Source organism: Nonomuraea sp. NPDC001636 (assembly GCF_040298265.1).
Classification (GTDB): domain Bacteria; phylum Actinomycetota; class Actinomycetes; order Streptosporangiales; family Streptosporangiaceae; genus Nonomuraea.
Genome location: NZ_JBEOZT010000005.1, coordinates 156762 through 169118, shown reverse-complemented (window position 1 = coordinate 169118; position 12357 = coordinate 156762). Strand labels below are relative to the sequence as shown.

General features: G+C 71.8%; 9 protein-coding genes. 8 read left to right on the top strand and 1 reads right to left on the bottom strand.

All coding sequences use genetic code 11. The features are described from left to right. The first annotated feature begins 36 nt into the window (after nucleotides 1-36). Nucleotides 37-762, top strand: coding sequence for a hypothetical protein (locus ABT158_RS12915; RefSeq protein ID WP_352352937.1), 726 nt, complete (start codon nucleotides 37-39; stop codon nucleotides 760-762). Between the two features lie 11 nt (nucleotides 763-773). Next, nucleotides 774-1850 (top strand): redox-regulated ATPase YchF, encoded by a 1077-nt coding sequence (gene ychF, locus ABT158_RS12910; protein ID WP_352352936.1) that lies wholly within the window; start codon nucleotides 774-776, stop codon nucleotides 1848-1850. 14 nt (nucleotides 1851-1864) lie between these two features. Here the strand turns inward: ychF and ABT158_RS12905 are convergent, their stop codons facing one another. Beyond that, nucleotides 1865-2164, bottom strand: coding sequence for a hypothetical protein (locus ABT158_RS12905; RefSeq protein WP_352352935.1), 300 nt, complete (start codon nucleotides 2162-2164; stop codon nucleotides 1865-1867). Between the two features lie 197 nt (nucleotides 2165-2361). On the opposite strand from ABT158_RS12905, the gene ABT158_RS12900 reads away from it, so the two are divergent. The 6 genes from ABT158_RS12900 (at nucleotide 2362) to ABT158_RS12875 (ending at nucleotide 12355) form a co-directional block, all read left to right on the top strand. After that, nucleotides 2362-2661, top strand: a complete 300-nt coding sequence (locus tag ABT158_RS12900; RefSeq protein WP_352352934.1) for a hypothetical protein — start codon at nucleotides 2362-2364, stop codon at nucleotides 2659-2661. 623 nt (nucleotides 2662-3284) lie between these two features. Next, the gene (locus ABT158_RS12895; protein ID WP_352352933.1) at nucleotides 3285-4037 is read left to right on the top strand and encodes a conjugal transfer protein; all 753 of its coding nucleotides are present in this window, start codon (nucleotides 3285-3287) and stop codon (nucleotides 4035-4037) included. Nucleotides 4038-4118: 81 nt separating this feature from the next. After that, on the top strand, nucleotides 4119-4364 hold the full coding sequence (locus tag ABT158_RS12890; RefSeq protein ID WP_352325464.1) for a hypothetical protein: 246 nt from the start codon (nucleotides 4119-4121) through the stop codon (nucleotides 4362-4364). A gap of 55 nt (nucleotides 4365-4419) precedes the next feature. After that, entirely contained in the window at nucleotides 4420-7506 is a 3087-nt protein-coding gene (locus ABT158_RS12885) for a TcpE family conjugal transfer membrane protein (protein ID WP_352352932.1), read from the top strand. A gap of 47 nt (nucleotides 7507-7553) precedes the next feature. Further along, nucleotides 7554-10031: an ATP-binding protein gene (locus ABT158_RS12880; protein WP_352352931.1), complete on the top strand. Its 2478-nt coding sequence runs from the start codon at nucleotides 7554-7556 to the stop codon at nucleotides 10029-10031. Further along, entirely contained in the window at nucleotides 10028-12355 is a 2328-nt protein-coding gene (locus ABT158_RS12875) for a type IV secretion system protein (RefSeq protein WP_352352930.1), read from the top strand. The genes ABT158_RS12880 and ABT158_RS12875 overlap by 4 nt, the downstream gene beginning before the upstream one ends. The last annotated feature ends 2 nt before the right edge of the window (nucleotides 12356-12357 follow it).

Sequence of the window (12357 nt, the reverse complement as noted above, 5' to 3'; positions counted from 1 at the left end):
TTGTGCGCCGACTGATCCGTCACGCACAGTATTGGGATGGCTACCGGTACGAGGCTCGCCGTCGCCGTGTCCGCGGTGTCGGTCGCACTGATCGCCCTGGCCGGAGCCGTGATCACCGGTCCAGGGGCCGAGGAGCCGGCGGCCACCCGCCCGACCCTGCGCTGGACGCCCGGCGCCTGCGTCACCGACCGCTACGCGCTGATCCCCTGCAACGGCGGCGACTTCGAGGTGCTGGCCATCGCCCACGACCCGCCGCGGCCCGCCGACTGCCCCGACGACACCGACGACGTGCTGCGCATCGGCCTGGGCCGCACGGCCTGCGTGCGGTCCTTCCTGGCCCCGCACGCCGGCGCGCCCGGCGGTGGCGGCGGCGTGCTCAGGCCCGGCGACTGCGTGGCCCTCGACGGCCGCGAACGCCCGTGCGCGGGCACCGGCTGGTACGGCAGGTCCGTCGCGATCGCCTCGACCGCCGACGAATGCCCCTCGACCACCCTCGACACGCTCGAAAGCGGAGCGAACGTCGTCTGCCTGGGCCCCGGCGGTCAGGTGCTCGCCGAGGGCGCGTGCGTGGCCAGACCGGCCGCCGACGTCGTCGCCAGGTCGGCCGTGACCAGGGCCGCCTGCGACTCGTCCGCGGCCTGGGCCCGCGTCGTCTCCCTCGAGACCACGCCCGCGGCCTGCCCGGCCGGAGTGCAGCGCTACCTGCGCGCGGCGCCCGGGACCTACCGTCCGGTGACCTGCCTGCACCTGCTCAGCAAGTAAACTCGCTGTCCGTGAGCCTTTCCATCGGCATCGTCGGCCTGCCCAACGTCGGTAAGTCCACGCTCTTCAACGCGCTGACCAAGACCGGCAACGCACTCGCCGCGAACTACCCGTTCGCCACCATCGAGCCCAACGTGGGGATCGTGGGCGTGCCCGACGACCGCCTGCCCAAGCTGGCCGAGATCTTCGGCTCGGCCCGCATCCTGCCCGCCAAGGTGGAGTTCGTCGACATCGCGGGCCTGGTCAAGGGCGCCTCGGAGGGGCAGGGCAGGGGCAACCAGTTCCTCGCCAACATCCGCGACACCGACGCGATCTGCCAGGTCATCCGCGTCTTCGGCGACCCCGACGTCACGCACGTCGACGGCGAGATCTCCCCCAAGCGGGACATCGAGACCATCAACACCGAGCTGATCATGGCCGACCTGCAGACGGTCGAGAAGGCCGTGCCGCGCCTGCAGAAGGAGGCGCGCAACAACAAGGACAAGAAGGCGGCGCTGGAGGCCGCCGAGGCCGCGCTGGCCGTCCTGGAGACCGGCAGGACCATCTTCGAGAGCGGCCTCGACCGGGAGGAGCTGCGCGAGCTCCACCTGCTCACCGCCAAGCCCTTCCTCTACGTCTTCAACCTCGACGCCGACGAGCTGACCGACACCGCGCTCAAGGAGCAGCTGTCGGCCATCGTCGCGCCCGCCGAGGCCGTCTTCCTCGACGCCAAGATCGAGTCCGAGCTGGTCGAGCTCGACGAGGAGGAGGCCCTGGAGCTGCTCCAGTCGGTCGGCCAGGAGGAGTCGGGCCTGCGCCAGCTCGCCCGGGTCGGCTTCGAGACGCTGGGCCTGCAGACCTACCTGACCGCCGGCCCGAAGGAGACCAGGGCCTGGACGATCCGCAAGGGCGCCACGGCGCCCGAGGCGGCCGGCGTGATCCACACCGACTTCCAGCGCGGCTTCATCAAGGCCGAGGTGGTCTCCTTCGACGACCTGGTCGAAGTGGGCTCCATCGCCAGCGCCCGGTCCGCGGGCAAGGCCCGCATCGAGGGCAAGGACTACGTCATGCGCGACGGCGACGTGGTGGAGTTCCGCTTCAACGTCTGATCCGCCGGCCCGAGCTATCCGAGCAGCCCGCCGAGCAGGGCCGCGGGGCCGCCGCTGAGCGGGCCGCCGGCCCCGCTGAGCGGCCCCCCGCCGCCGTTGCCGGCGGGCTTCTTGTCGAAGTGGATCATCTCGTTCGCGTACGTGCCGCCCTGGCACACGGCCTTGCCGCGGCCGACGGGGGAGACCTTGCCGCCCGCCTCGGTGCACTCGCTGTCGGTGACCCAGGAGGGCGCGGCGGCGGCGGGGGAGGGCGCGCAGAGGGCGAACGCGGCGAGCGCGGCGGCGGGCAGGAGGGCGGCGGCGAGGCGACGCATCACATCAGTCCAATCACGGTGGGCTAACTTTCGCTACGCTAGGTTACCGGCGGATCGCCGTCGAAAGCCCATCGTCCGGATGACGAACGCGCAGGCCCCTCCGGGATTATGTGATTCCGGGACAACTGACGCGTCAACCACTTTGGGTCCCTACGCGTCGAATCGTCACGGCGTTCACGCTGACTCGGGAGGCCCTCATGATCCGACGCATCATCCGGAAACGACGTCCGGCGCCCACCCTCGCGGGCATCAGCCTGGAGGAGGAGCTGGCCCTGATCAGGGTCGAGCTCATGTACGGGCTGCGCGTCAACCGTGAGGCGTACCTGCGCAGGAAGGTCGACGAGCGCAACGAGCTGGCCAGCCGCATGCGGGAGCGGGACGCCGCCTCGATGCTCGCCGACCTGCGGGGGTCGCTGGAGCGCGCGGTGTCGCCCACGGTGGTCGACCTGCACAGCCGTCGCCGGGCACGCACGAGCCAGGACCCCGAGCCCGCCTGAGCCGAGACTGTCGTACCCCCAGAAGTGGGGCATAACACCCTCTGTCCTCCTCTCATGCCAAATGCGCAGGTCGTGAGCATCTATGCCTGTTTTGGACAGGAATCCATGTCTGCCGCGCTAGGCGGAAACGGGCGTCTGGCCTGGTCAAATGGTGATTCCGCCAGTTAGTGACGGGAAGCGGCACTGACGTCTGCCATACGGATCCGGTTTGCCGTCAGGGCGGTCATGCCTGCAGCATGGGCGTGGCTTTCCTGGAAGAATGGCGGGACCGGATAGGGTGACTACTTCACCGCGGATGATGGGGATCGGCAACGGACGACACCGCGCCAACCGGGGGGATCGGCGCGAGCGGAGGCGTGATGGCTCGTAGGTCTACCGTCCAGCACGATCCTCGGATCGCTGGCGAGCCCGAGCTTTCCGCGCGCCCGGACATGGCTGACTTCGACGCGCCGCCCTCGCGCAGGCCGCGTCGGGGCGGCTGGTCCGGTGGCGGCGGACGGTGGCTGGTCTGGGCCGGCCGCATCATTCTCTGGGCGCTTATTGTGGTTATCGTGGTGAATGGGATTCGTGCCCCATTTGAGCGGTTTACCCAGCAAGAGCCCACGACGACGAATAGCGCCGCCGTGGCGCACAAGGGATTCCCCGCCGACCAGGGCATGGCTTTCGCCGCCCAGTTCGCGGGGGTCTATCTGAATTTCAGCCCGGAAGACGCGGCCAGCCGCACCAGGAAGCTCGCCGCGTTCCTGGCCGAGGGCATGGACGCGCAGATGTGGTGGGACGGCTTCGGCAAGATGGCCGCCGTCGCGATCCAGCCGTACGACATCGAGGCGACCGACGCCCAGAACGCCGTGGTCAGCGTGGCCTTCCAGTCCGGGCCGCGCCGGCTCATGCTGTCGGTCCCGATCTACTACTCCGGCGACGACAACGGCAGGCGGTTCGTCATCGCGGGCCGTCCGGCGATCCTTCCCGCGCCGGCCCCTGCCGACCTGCCGCAGCTCGCGAAGCCGGAGACCGACGACGCGGCGGCGGCCGAGCTCAAGCCGCAACTGGAGGGCTTCTTCAAGGACTACGCCTCCGGCGACACCGCCGGGCTGCAGCGCTACGTGGCCGCCGGGAAGACCCTGCCGAGCTTCGGCAGCGCCTTCACCTTCGCGGAGCTGAAGGACATCGTGGTGCCTGTGGGGGGTGCCACCCGAGAGATCCAGGCGGTCGTGGTGTGGATCGTGCCCAACGGCGACGCTCCGGCCACGCCGAGCGCCACCGACCCGGCCGCCGTCGGCGGGCGGCTGGAGCAGGCCTACCGCCTCACCGTGGAGAAGCAGGGCGACAAGTGGTACGTCGCCGACATCCGCGGCGCTGGTCGGGCCGTTGGATAGACGCACGACCGCGCTGTTGTTCGGTACCCCCCGGGAGGACAAGAAGTGACGTTGAAGACCGTAGTGCTCACCTTGATCGAAATGTCGCCGTCGCCGTCGCCGACCGGCATTGACACCGGAGGGCTCGCCAACTTCCTGCGTGCCTTCTTTGCCCCGTTGTTCCTGGTAGTCGTCTCCGTGGTCGCGCTGTTCTTCCTCTTCACCCGCGAGATCACGCGTTTCGTTCAGTTCCTCATCCTGGCTGTGGCCATCGGAGTGATCTTCTACGTGCCCAACATCATCGAGGTGACGGCGAAGGCGATCGCGGGCGCTCTCGGCATCAAGTAAAGGGTTGAGACCGCTCCAGGGCGGTCATGTACGAGCGGGTGGAGAGGAGGACTGCGTGGACCTGCCCACGTATACGAACATCTGGCGCATCGAGAAGCGGCTCTACAAGCTCTACGACCTTCGCCTCCCGATGCCGCTCCCCATCGTCTGGATCGGCGTGTTCGTCGGGGTGTTCGTGCCGTGGTCGCTCCTGCTGATCCTGGTGGGCGTGCCGGTGGCCATGCCGTGGCACGTGTTGTTCCTGGTCCCGCCGGGGATCGTGACGTGGTTGTCCACGCGTCCCGTCATCGAGGGGAAGCGGCTCACCGAGCTTCTGGAGTCCCAGCTGCGCTACCTGGGCCAGCCCAAGGCCTGGTACCGGCTCGCGCCCTCCTCCGAGCCCGAGGGGGTCACGTTCTCGGGGCGCATCTGGCGTACCACTCCGGTGCGGGTCAAGGCCAAGGCGGCGCGCAAGTCCCGCCAGCCACAGCGCAAGCGTGAGGGCCAGCGGATCACGGGTCCGCGCCAGGTCCGTCCGGCCGTGGCCGCCGCGGCGGCGGCCGCCCAGCAGGCGCCGGTGGCGGAGGCGCGTACCGGGTGGGGGTCGCGTACCAGGCGGGGCATCGCGCCCGCGCTGGCGCCGCAGGCCCGCCGTCCCGCCCCCGCCTTCGGCCGGGACGTGCCGTTGGTCCTGGTCCCAGGGGATGAGAACGGACCGGCGCTGCCGCCGGTCGAGAACGACGTCGCCGCCGGAGAGCTGGCCAGCCGCGAGCTCACCGGCGGCGCCCTCCCGGCCCGCCCCCGCCGCGCCGCCCCCGACCGCGAGGTCGTGAGGTCCGAAGCCGCTGCTCCCGAGGAGCGGGACGCCGCGGAGGCGGCGCAGCCGAGCGCGCGCAGGGGCTCCACGAGCAGGGCGTCGGGCGAGCGTGCGGACGCCGCTGTGGGCGAGGTGCAGGGTGGTCGTGGGGCCGTCGTGCCGATCCGGTCGGCGGAGGGGCTCAAGCCCGTGGCCGGCAAGCCGATCGACACCGAGGCCCTGCGGCGGCTGCGCCGGCTCGCCGCCACCGCCGACGCGCCCGGTGAGGCCGCGGGCCGCGCGGAAGGCGAGCGCGGCGTCGCGGAGCGCCGCGACGACGTCACCGGACGTCGTGAGAGCACGGACGAGCGCCGCCAGGGCGTCACCGGCCGTCCCGAAGGCGTGGGCCGCGAGGACGAGCACACGATCGCCCGCGACCAGCACAGGAAGGGGCAGCCGCCGCGCGTCGCGCCCGGGACGGTGATCCTGGGCGCCCAGCGTTCCTGGCCCCCGGTCGACCCCGACGCCAAGCCCCTCTCCGGCCCGCCCCTCCGCCTTGAGGACCAGATCCCCACCCCCCAGCCCCCCACCGCCACCCCACCCACAGCCGAAGCCACGCATGTGGGCGAAGCCGGGCATGCGGTCGAGGGCGCGCACGCGGGAGAAAGCGTGCCCCTGGAAGAAGGCGCGCATGTGGCAGAAAGTGCGCATCCAGGCAAGGGAGTGCGGACCGGCGCAGATGTCCCGACGGGCGAGAGCGAGCCGGAAGGCGAAGGCGCTCCCGTCGGGGAGACCGCTCCCGCCGCTGGCACGGACGCTCCGAGCCCCGACGCGCCCGACGCCGAACGGTCCTTCGAGACCACGCACGAGGCTGCCACCGAAGCCTCCAGCAAAGTCCCCGCCCCGGCCGCAGCCTCCACCAGCAGCGAAGCCGCCGTTGGTGGCGAGGATGTTGCCGAGCGGCCGGTCTCCGGCGAAGGGCACGTGTCGTCCGGGCAGGCTGTCATCGGACAGGAGGACGGCCCCGCTGAGCAGGACGCTTCCGACGGGAGGGCCGGTGCCGGGAGGCGGGGCGGTTCCGCGGGTGAGGATGCCGCCATCGAGCAGGAAGCTGCCGTAGAGGTGTCCGCCGACGCGGGCGTGGCCGTCGAACGGTCTTGGGGCGGACGTGCGGAGGCGGCGGCCGATCGGTTCGAGGACGATGGGGTCGTACCGGACGAGCAGTCCAAGCCTTCCGAGGCGTACGGCGAGCCCGGGCGGGACGTGGCGGCGCGGCTGCGGCCCGCCGCCGGCCGGCCGGGGGACAGGGCCGGCGGCCGGCCGGGGGACAGGGCGGGTGGGTTCGTGGCGCCCGTGCCGGTTCCCAGGCCCGGGGAAGGCGGCAGGCCCGCCGAGGGACGGGTGCGCAGGGTCGAGTCCGTGGTGGGCCGGGACTCCGGCGGATGGCGCCGGATCGCCCAGGTCGTGGTGGGCGGAGGCGGCGTACGCACCGACGGGTCCGAGATCGACGAGGCCAGGGCCAGGGCCGTGTTCGGCGGCAGCCGGCGGATCGTGGTGCTCGGCTGCACCGGCGGCGCGGGCCAGTCCACGACGGCGCTCATGCTCGGCCACACCTTCGCCACCTACCGCGACGACCGGATCGTCGCCGTCGACGCCAACACCGGCGGCACCACGCTGACCAGCAGGATCGAGCCCGAGACGCCGGAGACCCTCACGTCGCTGCTGACCGGCCTCGACCAGGTCAGCGGCTACCTGACGATGCGGGGCTTCACCACCCGTACCGCCTCCGGCCTTGAGGTGATCTCGGCCGACACCGACGCGGGCGCCGAGCAGCGGCTCGCCGACCGCAGCTTCTTCTCCGACCACCGGCTGGGCGAGTCGATGCGCCTGCTCGACCGCCACTACAAGCTGTCGGTCATCGACCCGGCCGCCGCGCTCGCGGCCCGCATCCTGCCGTACGCCGACCAGCTCGTGCTGGTGGTCCCGGCGAGCGAGGAGGCGGCCGAGGCGGTGGCGATGACGTACGAATGGCTCGACGGGCACGGCTGCGGCGAGCTGCGCAGGCGTGCGGTGATGGTCGTCAACGGCGTGAGCAGGCGGTCGATGGCCGACGTCGAGCAGGCGGAGGCGGTGGCCAGAGGCAGGTGCCGGGCCATCGTCAGGGTCCCGTGGGAGGACGGCCTGGCGCCCGGCGGCGCGGAGATCGTCGACCCCGGTCAGTTGCGCGCGGCCGGACGGCGGGCCTACCTCGCCCTCGCCGGCGTCGTGGTTGCAGGCTTCGCGGTACAGGCACACGGACAGGCCGTCCGACCGAGCGAAGAGGAGTTGGCGAGTGACCCCCCGGGCACGAGAATCGGTGAGCGTTAAGTGAACATGCGAGCAGGTCTGGCCCGTTCATGCGCCGAGGGGGCGGCATGAGCAGGGCGTCCCGAGCGCACCAGCGCCTGGCGGTCCGCTACTTCGACGACCGCATCCTGCTCACGGACACCTGCGCGTGGGCGTACTTCCGGCTTCCGACGGTCAGCTACGAGTTCGTCACGCCGGAGGAGCGCGAGGCGCTGGCCACCAACGTCACGATCGCGCTGGCCGCGATCAGGATGCCCGACGCCGAGGTCCACCTGCGGGTCGCGCACCGCACCTACCCGGCGGCCGAGTGGGCGATGGCGCTCAACGCCACCTCCGACGAGGGGCCGGGCTGGCGCGACTACCTGGAGGAGATGTACCGGCACGTCTGGGCGAAGGACTTCTGGTCGAAGGAGGTCTACCTGGGCGTCCGCCTCGGGCCGCGCGGCAAGCAGCTCGGCAGCGGCGTGCTCGCCCAGCTCCTCGGCTTCTACCAGAAGACCGAGAAGGCGCTCGGCATGGAGGACGACCACGTCCCGGACAGCGAGATCGGCCGCTGGACGGAGTCGGCCGAACGGCTGGGCCGGGCCCTGGCCTCCAGCGCTCTGTACGCCAGGCACGCCACGTCCGTCGAGGTGGCCTGGCTGTTCCAGCACGCCGCCGCCGGGGCGGTCGGCGACCCACCGCCCTCGGCCAGCCCGAAGCGGCGCTGGGGCAAGGGAGAGATCGAGTCGCTGGTCGAGGGCGAGATCCACAACGGCAGGTCGCTGCTGCGGATCGTGCAGCCGCAGGGCGACTCGTACGTGGCCCACCTGTCGTTCGCCCGCTTCCCCGACCTCATGCCGTTCCCCGACGGGGAGCCGTGGATGCACTTCGCCGACCAGCTGCCCTTCCCGGTGGAGGTCTCGTCCAGGATGCGGCTGATCCCGCCGGTCAAGGCGTCGAAGGACGTAGCGCGCAAGCTGGCCCACGCCCGCGACATGGACCACCACATCCGCGAGGCGGGCGCCGAGGCGCCGATCGCGCTGGCCGAGCAGATCGACGCGGCCCGCATGCTCGAACACGGCATCACCAAGGAACGACTGCCCTTCGTGTACGGCTGGCACCGCCTGATCGTCTCGGCCCCCACGGAGGACATCTGCGTGCAGCGGGTCGAGGCGGTCGTCGAGCACTACCGCGACATGGGCATCGACGTGGTGAACTCGACCGGCGACCAGTTCTCGCTGTTCTGCGAGGCGCTGCCGGGCGAGAAGGTGCGCGTCAACGCCTACGCCCAGCGCCAGCCGCTGCGGACGATCGCGGGCGGCATGGCCACGGCCACCGTCGACCTCGGCGACCGGCTCGACGACGGCAGCGAGGGCTGGCTCGGGCCGTACATCGGGGAGACCGTCGGCAGGGCGCGCAGCATCGTGCACTTCGACCCGCTGCTGGCCGCGAGCCGCAACCGGCCGACCGCCATCGCGATCACCGGCGAGCCGGGCGGCGGCAAGACCACGCTCGCGCTGCTGATGATCTACCAGATGGCGCTGCGCGGGGTCACGGTCGCGGTGATCGACCCCAAGGGCGACGCCGAGTCGCTGGTCCAGCTCCTGGAGAAGCGCGGGCGCAAGGCCAGGGTGATCCCGCTGGGCTCGGCCGCGCCGGGGCTGCTCGACCCGTTCTCCTTCGGCGACGACATCGCGGCGAAGAAGACCATGGCGACCGAGACGCTGCGGCTGCTGCTGCCCCGCATGTCGGAGGAGCGCGAGTCGGCCATGATCCAGGCCGTGGCCGCGGTCTCCAACGGCCCCGACCCGTCGCTGGGCAAGGTGGTCGACTACCTGGAGCAGGCCGACGACCCGGCCTCCAAGAACCTGGGCGCGGTGCTGCGTTCGATGTCGGAGATGCACCTGGCCAGGCTCTGCTTCGACCCCTCGGGCGGCGACCAGATCGACAGCGAGGGCTGGACCACCGTGTTCACCCTGGGCGGCCTGACGCTGCCCGACGTCGCCACGACCAGGGACGACTACTCCTACGAGCAGCGGCTGTCGGTGGCCCTGCTCTACCTGGTCTCGCAGTTCGCCCGCAGGCTGATGAACGGCCTCGACCGGCGGGCCCCCAAGGCGATCTTCCTGGACGAGGCGTGGGCGATCACCTCCACGCCGGAGGGCGCCAAGCTGGTCCCCGAGGTCAGCCGCATGGGCCGGTCGAGGAACACCGCGCTCGTCCTGGTCTCCCAGAACGCCGGAGACCTGCTGAACGAGCAGGTGACCAACTGTCTGTCCTCGGTGTTCGCGTTCCGTTCCACCGAAAGGGTGGAGGTGGACCACGTCATGTCGCTGCTCGGCGTGGAGCCGTCGGAGGAGCACAAGGCCGTGCTCCGCTCGCTCGGCAACGGCGAATGCGTATTCCGTGATCTGGATGGCAGAGCCGGGCGCATCGGAGTAGACCTGATCTCCGAAGAACTGCTCCGCTGGCTCGACACGAACCCGACACACGACAAACCAGACGGTGGCGGGCATGATGATCTTCGAGGGGGCATCGGCAGGGCGCAGGAGGTACGGTCATGAAGATCCGACTATCCCGACGACTGGCGCTGGTGCTCGCGCTCGTGAGCGCCGTCCTCGTGGTTCCGCTGGTGGTGGGCGGTCTCTCCACGCCCGTCGCCGCGGCGCCCTGTGACCTGTCGGGGCCGCTCAACCCCGAGATGATCGGCGGCGGCACCGACGGCATGATCCAGCCGCCGCCTCCCGCGGGCGGCGTCCAGGCCCCGACGACGAACTACGGCCAGTTCGGCATGGCCGGCCAGTTCTGGCAGACCCACGGGCTCGGCTGCTCCGACTACGTCGCCGTGCTCGGCAACATGTGGGCCAACGGCGTCTTCACCGCGGCCAAGGCCATCGACCGGCTGACGATCACGACGTACCAGGCGGCCGCGACGGAAGGACCGCTCCAGTCCATCAAGGACGTCGTCGACGACATCGTCCAGAACCTGTCCGAGGCCATGTACTGGCCGTTCCTGCGGCCGATCGTGATCCTCGGCGCGATCTGGCTCGCCTGGTACGGCCTGATCCGCAAGCGGGCCACCACCACCGCCGAAGGCGTGATCTGGATGGTCCTCGCGGTCACCGTGGCCGTGTGGTTCTTCAGCAGGCCCGGCGACTTCACCGGGCTCGGCAAGGTCGTGACCGACAAGACGGGCGAGGTGGTCAACTCCGCCTTCTCCGGCCTGCCGGGCGCCGGCGGCGCGTCCTGCCTGCCGCCACCCGGCCAGACGAACCCGCAGGTCAAACCGGGCGGTTACGGTCAGGTCGGCACGGCCGGCGTAGACCAGAACGCCGACGCCCTGTGGTCCACGCTGGTCTGCAAGCCGTGGCTGGTGGGCATGTTCGGCACCGCCGACCCGCAGCAGCCGATCGTGCGCGACTTCGGGCGCAAGATGCTGGAGACCCAGTCGATCGCCCCCGCCGTGGCCGGCCAGCCCGCCCCCGACATCGCCGCCCACCAGGCCGAGTACGCCAAGGTCGCCGAGCTGCTCAAGAACGACTCCCGCTACACCGTCTTCTCCGGCCGCGACTGGTCGAGCAGGCTCGGCGTGGCCGTCGGCGCGCTCATCGCGGCGGTGGTGGCCGGGTTGCTGATCTTCCTGGTGGCGGTCTCGCTGCTGGTGCTCAAGGTGGGCTTCCTGCTGCTGCTGATACTCGGGCCGGTGTTCCTGCTGGTCGGCGTGCATCCGGGCAGCGGGCGCATCATCGCCATGCGGTGGGTGGAGATGCTCGTCGGCACGCTGCTCAGGCAGGCGGTGCTGACGCTCGTGCTCAGCGTCCTGGTCTACGGGTACGCGCTGATCATCTCCACGGCCATGCCCTGGGGGCTCCAGGTGCTGTTCATGGCTCTGCTGACGATCGCGGTGTTCTTCTACCGGCGTCCGTTCCAGCACCTGTTCGCGTCCTTGAGCGGCCACACGGTCACCACCCGCATGCTCGGCGACGCGGCGAGCTCGCCCGTCCTGGAGCGGGCCGCGAACGTGCTGCCGCCGGTCGCCGGGGCCAAGCTCGGCCGGTGGGGCCTGCGCAAGGCCGAGCCGCTCATCAGGGCGGCGGCGGCCGGCAGCGGCGCGGGCGCGGCGGCCGGCGCCGCGGTCGCCCAGGCGCGGATGCGCGGCGAGGAGGGCGAGGGCGTCTCGGCCGGCACCCGGATGCCGGTGGCGGCCGCGCCGCTCGACACCGACCAGCACGGCGGCAAGGCCGGGGCCCGGCCCCCGCTCGAACCCCGCAGGGGCACCGCGCCCCCGCTCAACCTCGGCGGCCAGGCCGGCCGGACGCGTCCCGCGTCGGCCGGCGGCGCCCGCGGCGGCTCCGGTGGCGCGGCGGCGGGCGGCACCGCGTCCGGGGGCATGGCCGCCGGAGCCACGACCTCCGGCGGCGGTTCCGGCGGCGGCTCCAGCAGTGGCGGCGGTGGTGGTGGCTGGTTCGGCGGCCGGTCGGGCGGCGGATGGGCCTCGCGCGGTGGTGGTTCGGGCGGCTCGCGCAACGGGTCGTCGGGCGGCTCGCGGGGCTCCCGGTTCGGCGGGTCCGGCGGGTCGGGTGGCTCGCCGTCCTCGGGGTCGCGTGGCTCCGGTGGCGGGCTGTTCGGCGGCGGTGGCGGGTCCTCCAGGAACGGTGGCGGGTCCAGGTCCGGTGGCGGGTCCAGGTCCGGTGGCGGGTCCAGGGCCGGAGGGGGCGCGTCGCGGCCGTCCGGCGCGTCGTCGGGGTCCAGGATCTTCGGTTCGGACGAGCCGTCGTCCCGCTCGTCCGAGGCGCCGCCGCTGTGGCTGCGCGGCAGCGGCAACGGCGGCTCGGGTGACGATCCGTCGGTGCCCTTCTGGCTCAAGCCCAACCGCGGCAAGGACTGACC

What these genes read in the sequence shown, in the direction of transcription:
- ABT158_RS12915 (WP_352352937.1), top strand. Translation starts at nt 37, where the DNA reads ATGGCTACCGGTACGAGGCTCGCCGTCGCCGTGTCCGCGGTGTCGGTC.
- ABT158_RS12905 (WP_352352935.1), bottom strand. Translation starts at nt 2,164, where the DNA reads ATGCGTCGCCTCGCCGCCGCCCTCCTGCCCGCCGCCGCGCTCGCCGCG.
- ABT158_RS12900 (WP_352352934.1), top strand. Translation starts at nt 2,362, where the DNA reads ATGATCCGACGCATCATCCGGAAACGACGTCCGGCGCCCACCCTCGCG.
- ABT158_RS12890 (WP_352325464.1), top strand. Translation starts at nt 4,119, where the DNA reads ATGTCGCCGTCGCCGTCGCCGACCGGCATTGACACCGGAGGGCTCGCC.
- ABT158_RS12880 (WP_352352931.1), top strand. Translation starts at nt 7,554, where the DNA reads ATGAGCAGGGCGTCCCGAGCGCACCAGCGCCTGGCGGTCCGCTACTTC.
- ABT158_RS12875 (WP_352352930.1), top strand. Translation starts at nt 10,028, where the DNA reads ATGAAGATCCGACTATCCCGACGACTGGCGCTGGTGCTCGCGCTCGTG.